Raw genomic sequence first — 16434 nt, forward strand, 5'->3', positions numbered from 1 at the left:
CCGCGCGGGTTCCTCAAGTGGGAACCGCCCCGCCTCGCGTTTACGCGCCGGCCCTAGATTTTTTTTGCGATCAGGTCCTTCATTGCCGCGTTGTCGAGCGCCAACTCGGCGTACACCCGTTTGAGCTGGGCGTTCTCGGCCTCGAGCTCCTTGACCCGCCGCAGCTCGGACGCCTCCAAGCCGCCGTACTTGCTCTTCCACTGGTAATAGGTCGCCGTGCTGATGCCGACTTGGCGACAGATGTCTTTGACTGGAACGCCTGCTTCGGCCTGCTTGAGCGTGGCGATGATCTGTGTCTCGGTGAACTTCGATGTGCGCATGGAACCTCCTGACTTGGGAACGATGCCAGAAAGATCTACTTATGCGGTGTCTGCGGATCGGGGGAGCTTACGCTGGCGCGCCGCATCCAGGCGGCAGCTGCGGATGTAGTGCTGCAGGCCGCCCAGCTGGTGAAAGACGCGATAGACGGTGGCACGCGAGAGACCGAAGGTGGCCTGCAACGAGGCGGGCCCCAGTGTCGGCTCGTGCAGGTTGGCCTGCACATAGGCCAGCAGGCGCGCATGCAGCGGGTGCGCCAGCGCGGACGGGCTGTCGGGTTGTGTCATCGGAATCCCCTGGAGCGGGCGGGTGGCCGCCGTCGATTGCGACGCCGCGCGATGGTGTGGGCGCGGGAGCAAAGATTAGGCAGCCGCGTGCGTCGGCGCATACCGTGTTTGCGGTAGGAACGCGGCGGCGCGTGCCTACCGCAAACACGGGAGGTATGAGGGATTGCGCATGGCTAGAATGGGCCGCTTGCCGCGTCATGCGGCATGCCACACTGCCGCTTCGATCCGCTTCTCCACTGCTGCCGCAGGGCGGCTCTGCCAAGGCTACGCACGATGTCCGAACCGATTCGCCTGGTGGTGGTGGAGGACGACGCGCATCTGCTGGCCGAGTTCGAGCGGATGGCCTGTGCGCACGCCGCCTTGCGCTGGGTGGGCGGTGCCAGCTCGTTGGCCGATGCGCGCGCGTTGCTGGCGCGCACGCAACCGGACGTGGTGGTGGTGGATCTGGGCCTGCCCGATGGCGACGGCAGCGCGCTGATCGCCGAATGCGCCCAGCGGCATCCGCCGGTGGCGACGCTGGTGGCCACCATCTTCGGCGACGAGGCGCATGTGATCCGTGCGATCGAGGCCGGTGCGCGCGGGTATCTGCTGAAGGACAGTCCTGCGGACTAGTTCGTGCGCGCGATCGCGCTGGTGCACGAGGGCGGCGCGCCGTTGTCGCCGCACATCGCCAAGCACCTGCTCGCACGCCTCGCGCCGGCGACCACGCCGACAAGGCCGGCACCTGTGTTGGATGCGCTCACCGCGCGGGAGACGGATATCCTCACGCGCATCGCGCAAGGCTTCACCGTGAGCGAGACCGCCGAGCACCTGCAGATCTCCGCGCATACAGCATCGACCCACATCAAGAATATCTATAGCAAGCTGTCGGTCAGCAATCGGGTGCAGGCAGTGAACCAGGCGCGCCTGCGTAGCTTGATCCGATGATTCGCGCGGTGGCACTGGCGGTGCTGATGTTGGCGGCGACGCTGGCACTGGCCTGGTTCGATCCGATGCGGCCGCCGAGCCGCATTGCCGGTGCGCGCCTGCTGACCCACGCGCAGTTCGTGCAGAGCGCCTCGGCGCAGCCGCCGGCACACGGCTGGCAGGACATCACGCTTCCGGACAGCTGGCGCAGCCGGCGGCCTACCGCGAGCGGGCTGGCCTGGTATCGCATCGCGTTCGCGCTGGACGCGGTGCCGGCCACGCCGCAGGCGCTATACCTGCCGCGGCTGGCGCTGGCCGGCAGGCTATGGCTCAACGGCGCGTTGTTGAGCCCGTATGTGCCCTTGGCATCGCCCGATCAGCAGGCGGTACAAAGTCGCGACGTGCCCGTGTACGTGGTGCTGCCGTCCAGTGCGTTTCGCGTGGGGCGCAATACCTTGACCATCTTGCTGCGTGGCGATGCGCAGGTCCGCAGCGGGCTTTCGGCTCCGCGGCTGGGCCCGGTGGCGGCGATCGCGCCGGTCTGGCAACGGCAGCAGGTCCTGCAGGTCGTGCTGCCATACCTGCAGATCATCCTGTTGGGCACCACCCTCTGTCTGGCCTATGCGTACGCGCAGCGCAGGCGCCAGCTGCTGCAGTTGGTGATCGGCCTGGCGCTCGGGCTGATCGCGGTGGTGTTGGACCTGCTGCCAGCGTTTCTGCCGTCGCCGGGCGAACGCCATGCGTTGCGCATCGTGGTGTTTGCGTCGCTGCTGTGGCTGCTGAGCCGCGGTGGTCTGCGTCTGGTCAGTGTGCGCAATGCCACCGCGGCGCGCCTGCTCGATGCGCTGTGGGTCGGCACGCTCGTCGTCCATGGCATTCTGGTCGGTCTGGGCTGGGTGGGCGACCATGGCTGGATCCTGCTGCTGCCGCTGTCAGCGGCGTTGGTGGTGGCCTGTACCGTGCTGCTCCAGCAGGCCTGGCGTTTGCGCGCGCTCTGGCAGCTGCTGCTGGCGTTGTCGGCGATCGCCTGGGTCGGTACAGCGATCCAGTCCTTTATCCTGCCGTGGGATTGGTTGCCGTGGGACAGCTTTCGCTACAGTTCGGCCGGATCGCTGCCGTGCAGCGTGATGCTGTTGCTGTTCCTGGGCGAGCAGCTGGTGCTGGACCGGGAGCACGCTGCCCATCGCCAGCGTGACGCGATCGCCGTCGAGCGCGCGCGCATCCTGCAGGACATGCACGATGGCATGGGGGCGCAGCTGATCACTGCCAAGCGCCTGGCACTGCGGCCGGACGTCGAACGCGAGGAGCTGGTGCGGGTGATCGACGAATCGCTGCAGGATCTGCGGCTGATCATCGATTCGCTGGATGTCGCGCAAGGCGACGTGCTGCCGCTGCTGGGCAACCTGCGTTTCCGTTTGCAGCCCGGGCTGGCGGCGATGGGCATCGCCTTGCGTTGGGACGTGCAGTCCGTCCCGGCGTTCGACGCACTGAGTCCGGCCAGGGCGCTGGCGATCCTGCGGATCGTGCAGGAATCGATCAACAATGCCTTGCGACATGCCGATCCCAGCGAGATCTCGCTGGCAGTGCTGCCCAAGGGTGATGGGGTGCTGATCCGGGTTGCCGACAACGGCTGCGGTTTCGATCAACGGCGGCAACAGCGTGATGGGCGCGGACTGAGCGGCATGCAGTTGCGCGCGCAGAAGGTCGGCGCGTCGCTGTCGATCCAGAGCGCACCGGGCCAGGGAACGCAGGTCTGCCTGCAGGTACCGCTGCGCGGCGCCGAGCCGCCGCTGCCCGATCGCGATGGCTAGAGCGTGTGATGCATGTTGAGATGAGATGCGTTGGCCATCAGCGGTGCGGCGCGGGTGCTGCGTGGCGCTGGCTTGGCTGGCGCCAAGGCAAGCCGCACGCCTTGTCTCGACGCGCCACAGGACGCGTCGCACTCACCTCAAAGGACATGACACGCTCCAATGGAGACCGAAACCCGCGCCATACTCGACTCCGGTCGGTCGACGCGCAATGGCCAGCGTCCAGGCGTCGCCAAGCGCGCAGACACCACGGCATGCCATGCCGTGGTGTCGCCTGACAGCGGTGAAGCTGCGATACGCTGCGCTCAATCCTTCCGGTAGATCACACCCAGCTTGTCGATTTCATCGCCGGCGCGGCCGGTGAAGCCGGCGATATGCCAGCCGCTGGGAGCGGTGACGGTATAGCGCTCGCTGGTCGGGGTGCCGGCGGCGATGCTGCGGCCCTGGTTGGTGCTCAGGCTGAGCGAGAACAGCCGGGTACGGCCGTTGTACTGACCGAGCGTGAGGGTGGCCGCGGTCAGCGTTTCGCCGCTGCGCAGGGCCAGGGTGGTGGCGGTGCCGCCGCTGCCGCCGTGAGCGAGCGTGGCGCCGTTGTCGAGGCTGGCGGCCACCGCATCCAGGCGCTCGGCACCGCGCAGGGTGACGCTGCGCAGTTGGCGCTGGTGGGCACCGCCGGCCACGTCGTTGAACGGTACGCCATGCGGTCCGCCGAAGGTGTCGCTGGTGCGCACGTCGGTGCCTACCGCCCAACCGAACTGCGTGTACAGCGGAAAGTGATCCGACAGCGGCTTGCCGGCGCTGTCGTAGAAGTTGCCCGGATCGAGCTGGTAGCGGTTGGCGGCGAGGGTCAGCTGGGGCGCGGCGCGGTACAAAATCTTGTCCACCACCTCGCAGGTGTTGGTCGGCGGCGTGCCGCACAGCAATGGTGCGGCGCCGGCGGCCGGGGCGGTGCCCTTGATCAGTTCCACCCATGGGTCGATCAGGTTGTTGCTGGCGATCAGCTCGCGGATGTTGTCTTCGCTGCGGGTGTAACGGGTGTTGGAATCCATCATCACCAGCACCGCGTTACCGGCCGACCAGGTGTTGATGAACTGCGACAGCTGGCTGATGTTGGCGCGGCGGGCGGCCAGGTCGGCGCTTGCGTCACCGGCATTGGGATGGGCGTTGTAGACGTCCAGCAGCACGCCATTGTCCAGCCGCACCTGCATATAGCTGAAGCCCTTCGGCGTCAGGCAGTCGGTGCCGTTGCACTTGTCCCATTTGACCCGGGTGAAGTCGTTGAAGGGATAGTTGCTCAGCGTGTTGAGGCCATCGCCGATGGCGGCGCCGCCACTGGTGGGCGTGCGGTAGGGATGGTTGTCGCCGGCGTAGAGCGCCGCGTGGTAGTTGAAGTCTTCCTGCACGTGGACCAGCGCATACGGCGCCAGCTTCGGTGCCAGCAGCGGCGTGTTGGTGGCAGGGTTGCTGCTGGAGATGCCTTCGGGCAGGCCAGCGACGTTGTAGGTGAGCACGTCGAGGACGCCGACGCTGGATTGGGCGTGGGCGACACCGGCGCAGGCCAGGGTCAGACCGATTCCGACGCTGAGCAGAGAACGAAGATGCTGAAGCATGATGACCTCGTGCGATTGGGGAACAGCGGATGGACGCGACGCGTTGGGCCCAGCGCGTCGCGTGGAGGGGCTCAGTGGTCCATGGCGAGCGGGTCGAGTGCGGCCTGGACGATGCGGGCGAATTGCGGCAGTGGGCAGTCGTACGCCGGCGTCGCAGTGCTGCAGCCGGGAATGAAGATGGCCGCGCTCGGCGGCGGTGCCTGCAGCGTCAATGGCGCTCGTTGGCGCAGCTGCGTCAGGCTCTGCGCGGTGTAGCGCAGGCGGATGACGCGCTCACCGTCGGCACGCCGCCAGCGCTCGAACACCAGCGCGCCACCGGGCACGGTCTGGTCCGGTTGGTAGCCGGGCAACTGCCAGTGCAGATCGAGCATGCCGGCCAGCAGGGTCAGGGTGCCGTCGTGGCCGGACACCACCACCAGGCGCGCATCGCCGCCGATGGCCTGGGCAGAGGCAGCTGCATCGCTGCCTTGCTGCAGGGTCGCCAGCAGGCGTGCGGCCAGCGGGGTGCTGGCCAGGCGGGCGACGGTCGGCGCGCGCAACCGCAGCGCGAACTCGGCCTGGTGCGGGGCGAACACGCGCAGCAGCGTGGCTTCGTCCACGCCTTGCCATCCCAGCGCGGCGAAATCCTGCCCATCGGCCCAGCCCATCAGCAGGCTTTCGGTGATGCCCGAGGCGGCCGCGGCCGGGCCATCGATGCCGGGAATCGACGGCCCGGCATCGTCCAGCCCGGCCGGCACCGTGGCCAGGCGCAGCTTGCCGGGTGCGGCCTGCGCGGGACACGGTCGTTGCGCGCATTGCAGCAGCAGCTGTTCGAGCGTGTCGATCGCATCGGCCTGGGTGGCATTCCAGGCCTGCGCATCGCCGCCGATGCGTCCGGCGATGGCCGCCTGCATGCGCGCACGCGCTTCGGGTCGACGCAGCGCGGCGGTGCCGTCGAACAACACATCGGAGCTGGCAGTGGGCACGCTGTGCACCGGGTTGGCACAACCAGGCGTCAATGTGCTGGCCAGCGCTTGCGCCGAGGCAATGGTGCGTTGGGTGCGGTTGGCCCAGTAATAGGCCTGGTTGCAGCCAGCACCGTCAAACAGGCCAAGCGCGGTGTAGCGATCGCGGTAATAGCCGCCGAACAGGCGCTCTAGCTGCGCGCCGTTGGCGGTGAGATGACCGGCCGGCACCGCAAAATGCGGCCATGGGCGCAGCGAATAGCGGCCTAGCTGTTCCGGGCTGGACATCGCCGCACGCACGCCATGGCGCTTGAGAATCACCACCTTTTCCAGCGTGTCGGGCGCCGCGTCGGTGGCGTGTGCGGGGCAGAGGGGTACGAGCGCGAGCCCGAGCAGGGCGGCAGCGCGGCGGCAGAAGCGCAGAAGCATCGGCAAATCCAGTGCGAATGAAACGGTGGGACGAAACGAACGGCGCAGCACAGTGGCGGCCGTGCGCGAGCGCAATGACCGCCACCGGGTGTGCAGGCGCGCTTAGAACCGCGCGCGCAGACCCAGCGACCAGGTCCGGCCGTAGTCGGTGTAGCCGCCGAACAGGTGATCGCCCACGTATTGCCGTTGCACCTGGCCGGTGAGATTGATGGCGTTGACGAACACCGATAGGGTGTCGTTGACCTTCCAGGCGACATTGGCATCCAGGCTGCCGAAGGCATCGCTGTTGAGCGTGGCGACATTGGCCGTGCCCACCGCGTTGACGATGTTGTCGCTCCAGCTGTAGCTGGCGCGCGCCATCAGCGGGCCCTTCTCGTAGAACAGCACGGCGTTGTAGGTGTTCTTGGCCACGCCTTCCAGGCTGTCGGTGAAGCGGCGCGTGCCGTCGCGGTAGCTCGCCTGGCTGTCGGTAAAGGTGTAGTTGAGCTGCATGCCCAAACCGTCCAGCGGCGCCGGCAGGCCGGTGAACACCTGCTGGTAGGCCAGCTCCACGCCCTTAACGCTGGCCTGGCTGCCATTGGTCTTGGACGAGAGCAGGTAGGTCTGGCCCTGGTAATCCAGGTAGGACAGCTGGGTCTGGATGAAACTGGAGATGTCCTTGTAGAACACACCGCCGGTCAGCGCCGAGGTGCCGTCGATGTACCACTCGAAGGTCAGATCGTATTGCCAGGCCTCGAACGGACGCAGCGCCGGATTGCCGCCGCTGGCGGTCAGCACTTCGCCGCTGGAGTTGAAGGTGAGTTTGGACGAGAGGTCGGTGAGATCCGGGCGGGTGATCACCTTGGCTGCGGAGGTCCGCAACACCATGTCATCGCGCACGTCCCAGGCGGCGTTGAACGAAGGCAGGGCATTGGTATAGCTGCGCTCGAAATGTACCGGCTGGGCGGCGCCGTTGAGATCGGCATGGCCGTCGGTGGTTTGCTCGGTCCGCACCAAGCGCACGCCGAGATTGCCGCGCAGGTCGCGTCCGGCCAGCGCGCCGCCGAAGTCGGTCATCGCATACGCCGAGCCGATCTTCTCGCGGACCTCGTAGGAATTCTGCAGGTCGGCGCTATTGGGCGTGCCGCTGAGGTCGGCGGCGGTCGGCCAGTCGCCCCAGAACGGCGCCTCGATCGGCGCCAGCCACTGCCGTGGCAGCTGGCCCTTGCCGTCGACCAGCATGTCGCTCGCCGGCAGCGCGGTGAAATAGCTGCCTGGAAAGCGCACGCCGGCGATGCGGTTGAGCAGCAGGTCGGCACGATCGTAGGTGCGCGAGCGCTCGCGGTACTTGGCGCCGAACTTGATGTCGCGCAGCCAGCCATCGCCGAGCGTGCGCTTGGCGTCCAGCTGCAGCGCGTCTTCCTTGTCGCGCGCATCGATCTCGCGCCATTCCAGCCGGCGCCCGCTGACGCTGGCGGGGTTGGTCGGATCGAAGCCATTGGTGAAGCTCCAGTTCGGCACGTTGTCGTCGTCGGCCTGCGGCATTTCCACCCGCATCGACAGGTTGGTGCTGCTGCGCAGCCGCGTGCGGCGGATCGGGTCGGAGTCGTAGCTGTGTGCTTGCGAATGGAAGGCCACCGCACCGAGTGTCCACACATCGCCATTCCAGGTGCTGGACAGGCGCGCGCTGCGGTTGTCGTCGGTGATGCCGGAAGTTTCGCGCGAGACCTGCACCTGACCATTGCGATAGTCGAAGCCGGTGACGCCACCGTGGTCCACTTGCAGGTTGCTCATCTTGGCAACGCCGTCGAAGCCCACGCCCAGGCTGTATTCGTCGTAGTGCACGGTCTGCTTGGCATACAGCAGGTCCAGATTGGTTTCCCAGGCGGCGCTGGGGCGCCATTGCAACGAGGCGGCCACGCCGGTGCGCTCGCGCTGCTCCAGTTCCAGCGTCGGGCGCAGGCCAGTGGGCAGGTAAGACGCACCCGGCGCACCGGGCACGCCATTGGGGTAGTAATCCCAGCTCACTTCGTTGACGCGGTCCTGGCGCAGGCTGCGCTGGGCATACGCGCCGGACACCAGCATGCCGAAGGTGCCCTCGGCATTGACCCAGTTGAACAGGCCGGACACGCGCGGGTCGTTGGCATGCGTGCGTTGGGCCTGGCTGGATTCCAGCGAGGTGTTGAGCAAGGTCTTGCCCAATTCCAGCGGGCGGAAGGTGCGCACGTTGACGATGCCGCCGATGGCGCCTTCGTCCAGATCGGCGGTGGGGCTCTTGATCACGTCCAGGCCGGAGACCAGTTCCGCCGGCAAGGTGTCGTAGCGAAACTGGCGGCCGGTCTGGCCGGAGGTGCGTACGTTCTCGTTGACCGCCATGGTCTGGCCATTGAGCGTGGTCACCTGAAAGTTGGGGCCCAGGCCGCGCACGCGTACGTACACACCTTCGCCGCGGTCGCGCACGATCGACACGCCGGGTACGCGCTGCAAGGCTTCGGCCACGTTCTGCGCCGGCAGCTTGCCGATGTCTTCGGCGGCGATCACGTCCACCACGCTGTCGGCATAGCGCTTCTCGCGCAGCGCGGCGCTGAGACTGCCGGCATAGCTGCCCAGCACCTGGATGCTGTCCAGTTCGCGCACTGGTGCGCCGCTGGCGGCGGGGGTGGCGGTGGCGGCTGCGGCAGGCGGCGTTGCTGCGGGCGTATCGCTTACCGTCTCGGCCGGCTCGATGGTCACCGTGGTCGGTGTCAGATAGCGATAGCGCAATCCGGTCCCTTGCAGCAGTTGCTGCAAGGCCTGCTCGGGCGCGGCGCCGGCGTTGGTGCCGCGACTCTGCTGCGTGCTGCCGACGCTGGCCGCATATACGAACTGCAGGCCGGTCTGGCGCGACAGCGTATTGAGCGCGCGGGCCAGCGGTTGCGCGGGAATGGCATCGACCGCGACGGTCGGCGTTTGGGCGCCCGCGGCGCCGGCATGCAGGGCGAGGGCGATGGACAGAAACAGGCAGCGACGCATCAGTAGTTCCAGGGAGAGGGAGAAGGAGCGCCGCACCGGTCCATGCGGATCGCTGCAGCGACTACCCCTTCTACGAGGCGCGAGGAGCCAAGTCGGGCACCGTTTTTCGATGAATTTTCTGTGACACGTGCAGGGGCAGTGGATCGTTCATGCCGTTGGTTGCGCGCACGCCAACGATTGCGTGTAAAAAAAACCACTACCGGCAGTTGCCGATCGCGCTTGTTGCGGCCAGCGCCGCACGATGCAGCACGCGCACGCGCGGTACGGTCTCACGAGAGATCCGCGTGGCGGAGCAGCAAGGGGGCGCGCCGGCGTGCTGCGCGCGGCGAGGGCGCGTGGTCTGCTGCGATAGCGTCGCCGCTGGCGGCCTGCGCTAGCGCGTGCCAGTTGCCGGGGATGCGCGACTGACGACGTGCAGCGCATCGGCCTGCTGTTGCAAGCGCAGGCTGGGCTGCTGGGCGAGAAACGCCCGTAGGCCGGCAAGATCGTCGCTGCGCAGATTGCCGGTCAGGCGCATGCCGCCGGCGCGCTCGTCGTCGATACGCAGCTGGACGCGATTGAGGCGGTTGAAGTCCTCGGCCACGTTGCGCAACGGCTCGTCGCGGAAGACGATGCGCCGTTGCTGCCACGCCTGCATGGAAGCGACGTCCTCGCTGCTCAGTTCGACCTGACCGCTGCCATCGATGCGCACGCTTTGCCCTGCGCCAAGATTGGCCAGCATCGGCTGTGCCGGGCGGTCGGCGCGCCAGACATGCACGCGGCCGGCGGACACATCGATCCGTGCCTGCTGTCCATGCAGGGCGATGTCGAAGGTGGTACCGATGTCTTCCACGCGCAGGTCCAGCGCCCGCACCTGCAGCGGACGCCGGTCCGGTGCGACGTCGAAGCTCGCCTGGCCGCGCAGCAATTGCAGGCGGCGCGACCAGGGCGTCATGGTCGCCTGGATCTGCGTCTCGGCGTTGAGCGACACCACGCTGTGGTCGGCCAGCTGCACACGGCGCTGCTCGCCATGCGCGGTCGTATACGTCGTGGTGCGCGGCCAGGCCCAGCCGCCGACGACGGTCAACAGGGCGAGCATCGCCGCCAGGCCGACTTGCCAGTGCGGCCGGCGTGCCGCCGATCGTGAGCGACGGACGGGCGTCGTCGTGTCCGCTGCGCGTTGCGGCGGTAACGGCAGTGCGATCACGTTGCGTGCCGGCACAGCGTCGCGTTGGTGATCGGCCTGCAGCAGCGTGTCGACATCCAATGCCATGGCGCCCAGCGCCTCGCCGAGCGCACCGGCGACCTGCGCGATTGCCAGATATTCGCGCACATGTGCTGGCGAAGCGGTCAGCCAGTCCATGAAGCGCGCCTGCTGATCGGCATCCAACGGCTGCATGCGCTGCAGCGCATGCCATTGCGCCGCTTCCTCGGTCAGGCGGTGTGCCCCCAACGGCGATGCGCTCATCACCAGTGCGCTCCCTCGTCGGCCAAGGCCTGTCGACAGGCCGACAGACCGCGCACCACGTATTTCTTGACCATGTGCGAGGACACACCCAGACGTTCGGCGATCTGCTTGTAGCTCAGGCCATCGCGGTATTGCATCACCAATACCGCGCGGACGCGTTCGGGCAGCCCGGCCAGCACGGTCTGCAGGCGTTGCTGGCGCTGTTGCCGCTGGGCGCTGTCCTCGAGATCGTCGCCGGCCACCAGCCGTTGCGCGAACTGTTCCATGTCCTCGATGCGCAGCGGTGCCTGCTTGCGTCGCGCCGCCTGCTCGCGCGCCAGGTTGACCGCCACGGTGTAGAGATAGGCTTCCGGATTGGCGATGGCCTGGCCCGGCTGCTGATGCGCTCGCAGCAGGCGCAGATAGGTTTCCTGCACCAGATCTTCGGCATCTTCATTGGCTCCGCGGCGCACGAAGAAGCCGCGCAGCACCGGACCATGCTCGGCGAACAGACGTGCCCAGGCACGCTTGGGATGTGCGGACACCCGAACCTCCCGCCCTGTGGAGGGGCGCAGGCTAGCGGCGTCGTATGACGTATTGGTGACGCGGTCGCTGCGGACGACCGGGCGGCAACCACGCAGGCGCCGATCCGCTGCGCTTGCCGATGCGACGCTGCGGGCGATCCGCTGCCGTTCCGGCAGCCCCTGGCCGCCGTGCAGGGCGAGTGATTGGCAAGCTGCCTGAGGCCAGATGGGCCGCCTGCCGCAATCCAAGGACCGGCGCATCGTTCCCCGCGATGTCCGCCACCGGCTGCTGCGGTGCGGCAGCCGGCCGGGTCCGCCGCCCGTGCGGCGGCCGGGGAGCTAAACCGTTATGGCATGCGTGTTCCGCCCCGGCGTGGATGCGGGATACTGGGTCTTCTCGCAGCCGAGATGGGCGGCATGTCCGAGCTCCCGATCACCGACTTGTTGCAGGCCTGGCAGCGCGATGTGCCCGGGGCAGGGGATCGGCTGGCCGACCAGGTCTACACGGTGCTGCGGCAGACCGCGCTGCAGGTACTGCGCCGCGATGCGCGCGGCGGCTTGCAGGCGACCGAGCTGGTGCATGAAGCGTGGATGCGGCTGGATCAAGGGCAGCAGGCGTTCCAGTCGCGCGCGCATTTCTATGCGGTGGCGGCGTTGCAGATGCGGCACCTGCTGGTGGACCTGGCCCGGCAGCAGGCCAGCGCCAAGCGGCAGGGCCAGGCGGTCACGCTGACCATCAGCCTGTCCGATGGCGCGCCGCGACCGGAGGCGCTGCTGCTGGTGGCCGATGCCTTCGATCAATTGGCGCGGGTGGACGAACGCAAGGCCAAGGCCTTCGCCTTGACCGAGCTGGTCGGCTTCAGTGTGGCCGAGGCCGCCGCCCAGCTGGAGGTGTCGGTGCCCACCCTGGAGCGCGACCTGCGCTTTGCGCGGGTCTGGTTGGCCGCCCAGCTATGAGCGTGGCGGCCACCGCCTGGCAGCGGCTGGAAGCGCTGTTCCACCAGGCCTGCCAGTTGCCGGCGGACCAGCGCGAGGCCTATGCGCGCGCGCAGGCCGGCGCCGATGTGGTATTGCGCGACCAGGTGCTGGCGATGCTGGCGGTGGAGGCGCAGGCGACCTTGCGGGTGCGCGCACCGCTGCGCCAGGCCGCTGCCGCCTTGCGCGCGCCCTTGCCGGAATTGCCGGCCGGCACCCGCTTCGGCGCCTGGGCGATCGACCGCCTGCTCGGTGCCGGTGGCATGGGCCAGGTCTATCTGGGCCACCGCGCCGATGGTGCCTACGAGCGGCAGGTGGCGATCAAGCTGGTCGCCGCCGACGCGATGGACGCGCAGGGCCGCGCGCTGTTCGAGTTCGAATGCCGACTGCTGGCGCAGATGGTGCACCCCTCGATCGCCCAGGTGCACGACGTCGGCACCGATGCAGTGGGCCGCCCCTATCTGGTGATGGAGTACCTGCGCGGCGACCCGATCACCTGGTGGTGCGATGCGCACCGTCTGTCGCTGCATGCGCGCGTGTTGCTGATGCTGCGGGTGGGCGAGGCGGTGCAGCACGCCCACCAGAAGGGTGTGATCCATCGCGACCTCAAGCCCAGCAATGTGCTGGTCAGTGCCGTCGATGGCCGGCCGATGCCGGGCGTGATCGACTTCGGCATCGCCATGCAGGCGGCCGATCCCGGCCCGGGCGCCGGACATGGGCGCGGCACGCCGGGCTACATGAGCCCGGAGCAGGCCAGCGGGGCGTCGGACGTGGATGCGCGCAGCGACATCTACGCGCTCGGCGCGATGTTCTACGAACTCAGTTGCGGGCTGGCGCCGGTGACCGCTGCCAGCGGCCTGCCGCAGCCGCCGTCGCAGCGGATGGCCGCGGTCCCGGCCGAAGCGCGCATGCGCATCTGCCAGGCGCGCGCCACCACGCCCACGCGGCTGCAGCAGCGCTTGCGCGATGGACTGGATGCGATCGTGTTGCGCGCGCTGGCGCCCGATCGCACGGCGCGCTACGCCTCGGTCTCGGCCATGCTGGACGATCTGCATCGCTGGCTGGACGGGTATCCCCCGCGCGCGCTGCAGGCCGGTCGGCTGCTGCGCCTGCGCAAGTTCGCCAGGCGTCATCGCAGCGGCATGCTGGCCGGCGCGCTGACGCTGGTGGCGCTGATCGGTGGGCTCGGCGCCACCGCCTGGTCATTGCAGCAGGCCGCACGCGATGCGCAGCGCGCCCAGGTCACCGGCGCCTTCATGAGCTCGGTGCTGTCCAGCGTCGACCCGGCGATCGCCGCCGACCTGGACAAAACCCTGATGCTGCGCGTGCTCGAACAGGCGTCGCTGCGTGCCGCACGCGAACTGGCGGACCAGCCCGACGCCCGGGCCGAGGTCGAGCTGACCCTGGGGCGCACGCTGATCGCGTTGGCCGATTACGCCAAGGCGGTGCAGCATCTGCGTACCGCGCGGACGTTGGCACAGCGCAGCGCGGGCGTCGGCAGCAGCGCGGACCTGCAGGCCACGCGTCTGCTGGGCGAGGCGTTGGCCGGTGCCGGGCAACTGGCGCAGGCCGAGCAGGTGTTGCGTGCCGGCATCGCCCAGGCCGCCGGCGGCGGCGCTGCGCAGCAAGGCCTGGGCATCAGCATGCGCGCACGCCTGGCCTGGGTGCTGCGCGAGCAGAGCCGCGCGCATGAGGCGCTGGCCGAGAGCCGGCATGCATATGTGGACGCACTGGCCAAGGCCACCACCACCCAGGAACAACGCCTGGAGGCCGGCAGCGCCTACGCCGCGATGCTGGCCGACAGCGGCCAACTGGCCCCGGCGATCGCCCTGCAACGCAGCCTGCTGCGCACGCGCACCGCGCTGCAGGGGCCGGATCATCCGGCGGTGTTGTCGCTGCGCAACAGTCTGGCGGTGTCGCTGCTGCTGCAACGCGACTTCGCCGCCGCCGAAGCGGAGCTGACGCCGTTGCTGCGCATCACCCGCAAGCTCTACGGCGACGATGCGCTCGACACCTTGATGGTGGAAGGCAATCTGGCCGGCGCGCTGCGGCAACAGGGCAAGATCGCCGCCGCCGGGCCGTACTACCGCGCGGCCTGGCAGCGGGCGCGCGTGGTGTTTGGCGAAGACGCACCGCGCACCATCACCTTCCGCAGCAACCACGCATTCTGGTTACTGGACGACGGCCAGGCCGAGGCCGCGCTGGCCGAGCAGACGGCCGCATTGGCCGCGGCGCTGCGCGTGCTGGGGCGCAACCATCAACAGACCGCCGAAATTCTGCGCGGCATGTCCGAGGCCGAGCGCGCACTGGGGCGGTTACCGGCCGCACGTGCGCATGCGACCGAGGCAGTGCAGATCCTGACCACGATCTATGGCGATGCCGACGCACCGCTGCGCGCGGCGCGGCACACCCTGGCGTCGGCCGAGGCGGCGGCGCCGACCGTCGCGCCGCTGACCACCACCGCCGCCCGCTGAGACGAATCGTCGGGTTGCCACCGCCTGCGCGGACGATGCTGCACGCACCGCCGCCCCGTGTGCCCGCATGCAACCTGCCGCGCGCCTGACCGATCTGCACGTCTGCCCGATGGTCACTGGCGTGGTGCCGCATGTTGGCGGACCTATCGCCGGCCCAGGCGCACCGACGGTGCTGATCGGCGGCCTGCCCGCCGCGCGCATCGGCGATGCCGCGGTCTGTGTCGGCCCACCGGACAGCATCGTCGTCGGTGCGCCGACGGTGCTGATCGCCGGCCGTCCGGCCGCGCGCCTGGGCGATTCCACCGCCCATGGTGGGGTGATCACCCTGGGCTGCTTCACCGTGCTGATCGGCTGATCGCCCGCCCATCCCTCCGCGAGACAGGAGACCGCGATGCCCACGACCGCCCACACCGCCAGCGCCGCCCTGCAGGACGCCATCGCCGCCCACCGCGCCGGTCACTGGCAGCAGGCCGCGCACGCCTATGCCGCGGTGTTGGCCCAGACCCCGGCCGATCCGCAGGCCCTGCACTACCAGGGCGTGTTGCTGCACCAACGCGGCGACAGCGGTGCGGCGGTGGCGGCGATCGGCCGTGCGCTGGAACTGGCGCCAGCGCAGCCGGAAGCCTGCAACAACCTCGGCAACGTGCATCGCGAATGCGGCCGCCTGGCCGAGGCCGAGCAGTGCTACCGGCGTGCGCTGGCGCTGGCGCCCGGCCATGCCGACGCGCTGGCCAACCTGGCGGCCGTGCTGGCCGCGCAGCAGCACACCGAAGAGGCTTTCGTCACCTATGTCGCCTTGCTGCAGCGGCATCCGCAGTCGGCCTTGGCACATCACCGGCTCGGCCTGTTCCTGCGTGACAACGCCCAGCACATCGATCATCTGCATCAGGCCGTGGCCTGCCTGCGACAGGCCTGCGCGCTCGATGCGAGCCATCTGCCCGCGCGCGAGGCATTGGCGACCACGCTGTACTTGCTGGGCGAGCAGACCCAGGCACAGGCGGTCTATCGAGACTGGCTGGCGCACGATCCGAACAATGCCGTGGCAGCGCACATGCTCGCCGCGTGTGGCGGCAGCAGCGCGCCGGCGCGCGCCGACGACCGCTATGTGCAGCACCTGTTCGATGGCTTCGCCGACAGCTTCGACGAGCAGTTGTTGTGCCATCTGGACTACTGTGCGCCGCAGCGATTGGCGGACGCGCTGGCCACCTGCCTGCCGCCAGCGGCGGCACGGCTGGACATCCTCGATGCCGGCTGCGGCACCGGGCTGTGTGCGCCGCTGCTGCGCCCGCATGCGCGCCAGCTGCTCGGCGTGGACCTGTCGCCCGGCATGATCGCCAAGGCACAGCAACGTGGCGGCTACGACCGCCTGGACGTCGCCGAGCTCACTGCTTATCTGCAGGCGCAGGCCGCCTGCTGGGATGTGATCGCTTCGGCCGACACCCTGGTGTATTTCGGCGATCTGCATGCGGTCCTGGCTGCGGCGGCGACCGCGCTGCGGCCTGGCGGGGTGCTCGGCTTCACCGTCGAAGCGCTGGACCTCGCCGAAGCGACCGTGCAGCTGGACGCCAGCGGCCGCTATCGGCATAGCCGCGCGCACGTGTTGACCGCCCTGGATGCCGCCGGCCTGCAACCGATCGCGCTGACGCGCCAGGTGCTGCGCAGCGAACGCGGCCAGCCGGTCGATGGCTGGGTGACGACCGCACGCGCACCGCTGCCGGGCTGAGACGAAATGTCGGCTTCGC

The 16434-nt window shown here is 68.9% G+C and carries 13 protein-coding genes and 1 pseudogene; 7 read left to right on the forward strand and 7 right to left on the reverse strand.

Annotation, left to right across the window (positions count from 1 at the left end):
* Both CKY51_RS18065 and CKY51_RS18070 read right to left on the reverse strand, forming a co-directional pair.
* Window positions 1–320: pseudogene (locus CKY51_RS18065) on the reverse strand (transposase); the annotation flags it as partial.
* Window positions 321–359: 39 nt separating this feature from the next.
* Entirely contained in the window at window positions 360–605 is a 246-nt protein-coding gene (locus CKY51_RS18070) for a helix-turn-helix domain-containing protein (RefSeq protein WP_022970603.1), read from the reverse strand.
* 273 nt (window positions 606–878) lie between these two features.
* Here CKY51_RS18070 and CKY51_RS18075 point away from each other — a divergent pair, with 273 nt between their 5' ends.
* From CKY51_RS18075 to CKY51_RS18085, 3 genes are read left to right on the forward strand one after another with little or no spacing between them, the layout of a single operon-like run.
* Window positions 879–1217, forward strand: a complete 339-nt coding sequence (locus CKY51_RS18075; protein ID WP_052172099.1) for a response regulator — start codon at window positions 879–881, stop codon at window positions 1215–1217.
* A gap of 3 nt (window positions 1218–1220) precedes the next feature.
* Window positions 1221–1532: a response regulator transcription factor gene (locus CKY51_RS18080; protein ID WP_052172102.1), complete on the forward strand. Its 312-nt coding sequence runs from the start codon at window positions 1221–1223 to the stop codon at window positions 1530–1532.
* Window positions 1529–3322, forward strand: coding sequence for a sensor histidine kinase (locus CKY51_RS18085; protein WP_022970604.1), 1794 nt, complete (start codon window positions 1529–1531; stop codon window positions 3320–3322). Before CKY51_RS18080 ends, CKY51_RS18085 begins: the two co-directional genes overlap by 4 nt.
* Window positions 3323–3624: 302 nt before the next feature.
* On the opposite strand, the gene CKY51_RS18090 is transcribed toward CKY51_RS18085, so the two are convergent.
* The 5 genes from CKY51_RS18090 to CKY51_RS18110 form a co-directional block, all read right to left on the reverse strand.
* Window positions 3625–4929, reverse strand: a complete 1305-nt coding sequence (locus tag CKY51_RS18090; RefSeq protein ID WP_022970605.1) for a jacalin-like lectin — start codon at window positions 4927–4929, stop codon at window positions 3625–3627.
* Window positions 4930–5000: 71 nt separating this feature from the next.
* Window positions 5001–6302, reverse strand: a complete 1302-nt coding sequence (locus CKY51_RS18095) for a histidine-type phosphatase (protein ID WP_031338237.1) — start codon at window positions 6300–6302, stop codon at window positions 5001–5003.
* A gap of 102 nt (window positions 6303–6404) precedes the next feature.
* A complete protein-coding gene (locus CKY51_RS18100; protein ID WP_211904920.1) occupies window positions 6405–9296 on the reverse strand; it encodes a TonB-dependent receptor in 2892 nt (963 codons plus the stop codon).
* Window positions 9297–9666: 370 nt separating this feature from the next.
* Entirely contained in the window at window positions 9667–10740 is a 1074-nt protein-coding gene (locus CKY51_RS18105) for a FecR family protein (RefSeq protein WP_022970608.1), read from the reverse strand.
* Window positions 10740–11264: an RNA polymerase sigma factor gene (locus CKY51_RS18110; RefSeq protein ID WP_022970609.1), complete on the reverse strand. Its 525-nt coding sequence runs from the start codon at window positions 11262–11264 to the stop codon at window positions 10740–10742. Before CKY51_RS18110 ends, CKY51_RS18105 begins: the two co-directional genes overlap by 1 nt.
* 396 nt (window positions 11265–11660) lie before the next feature.
* Between CKY51_RS18110 and ecfK the strand changes: the two genes are divergently transcribed.
* The 4 genes from ecfK (at window position 11661) to CKY51_RS18130 (ending at window position 16415) form a co-directional block, all read left to right on the forward strand.
* Window positions 11661–12200: an ECF-type sigma factor EcfK gene (ecfK, locus tag CKY51_RS18115; protein ID WP_031338241.1), complete on the forward strand. Its 540-nt coding sequence runs from the start codon at window positions 11661–11663 to the stop codon at window positions 12198–12200.
* Window positions 12197–14692 carry a serine/threonine-protein kinase gene (locus CKY51_RS18120; RefSeq protein ID WP_425509524.1) on the forward strand — a complete coding sequence of 832 codons (2496 nt, stop codon included), beginning with the start codon at window positions 12197–12199 and terminating at the stop codon, window positions 14690–14692. The genes ecfK and CKY51_RS18120 overlap by 4 nt, the downstream gene beginning before the upstream one ends.
* Before the next feature lie 67 nt (window positions 14693–14759).
* Window positions 14760–15047 carry a PAAR domain-containing protein gene (locus CKY51_RS18125; RefSeq protein WP_022970613.1) on the forward strand — a complete coding sequence of 96 codons (288 nt, stop codon included), beginning with the start codon at window positions 14760–14762 and terminating at the stop codon, window positions 15045–15047.
* A 36-nt stretch (window positions 15048–15083) separates the two neighbouring features.
* The gene (locus CKY51_RS18130; RefSeq protein WP_022970614.1) at window positions 15084–16415 is read left to right on the forward strand and encodes a tetratricopeptide repeat protein; all 1332 of its coding nucleotides are present in this window, start codon (window positions 15084–15086) and stop codon (window positions 16413–16415) included.
* Window positions 16416–16434: the final 19 nt, after the last annotated feature.

It is taken from the genome of Xanthomonas maliensis (genome assembly GCF_009192945.1).
Classification (GTDB): Bacteria; Pseudomonadota; Gammaproteobacteria; order Xanthomonadales; family Xanthomonadaceae; genus Xanthomonas; species Xanthomonas maliensis.

Bases quoted from the DNA above. Each gene is read 5' to 3' on its own strand.
- CKY51_RS18125 (WP_022970613.1), top strand. From the start codon at position 14,760: ATGCAACCTGCCGCGCGCCTGACCGATCTGCACGTCTGCCCGATGGTC.
- CKY51_RS18095 (WP_031338237.1), bottom strand. From the start codon at position 6,302: ATGCTTCTGCGCTTCTGCCGCCGCGCTGCCGCCCTGCTCGGGCTCGCG.
- CKY51_RS18130 (WP_022970614.1), top strand. From the start codon at position 15,084: ATGCCCACGACCGCCCACACCGCCAGCGCCGCCCTGCAGGACGCCATC.
- CKY51_RS18120 (WP_425509524.1), top strand. From the start codon at position 12,197: ATGAGCGTGGCGGCCACCGCCTGGCAGCGGCTGGAAGCGCTGTTCCAC.
- CKY51_RS18090 (WP_022970605.1), bottom strand. From the start codon at position 4,929: ATGCTTCAGCATCTTCGTTCTCTGCTCAGCGTCGGAATCGGTCTGACC.
- CKY51_RS18085 (WP_022970604.1), top strand. From the start codon at position 1,529: ATGATTCGCGCGGTGGCACTGGCGGTGCTGATGTTGGCGGCGACGCTG.
- ecfK (WP_031338241.1), top strand. From the start codon at position 11,661: ATGTCCGAGCTCCCGATCACCGACTTGTTGCAGGCCTGGCAGCGCGAT.
- CKY51_RS18070 (WP_022970603.1), bottom strand. From the start codon at position 605: ATGACACAACCCGACAGCCCGTCCGCGCTGGCGCACCCGCTGCATGCG.
- CKY51_RS18075 (WP_052172099.1), top strand. From the start codon at position 879: ATGTCCGAACCGATTCGCCTGGTGGTGGTGGAGGACGACGCGCATCTG.
- CKY51_RS18105 (WP_022970608.1), bottom strand. From the start codon at position 10,740: ATGAGCGCATCGCCGTTGGGGGCACACCGCCTGACCGAGGAAGCGGCG.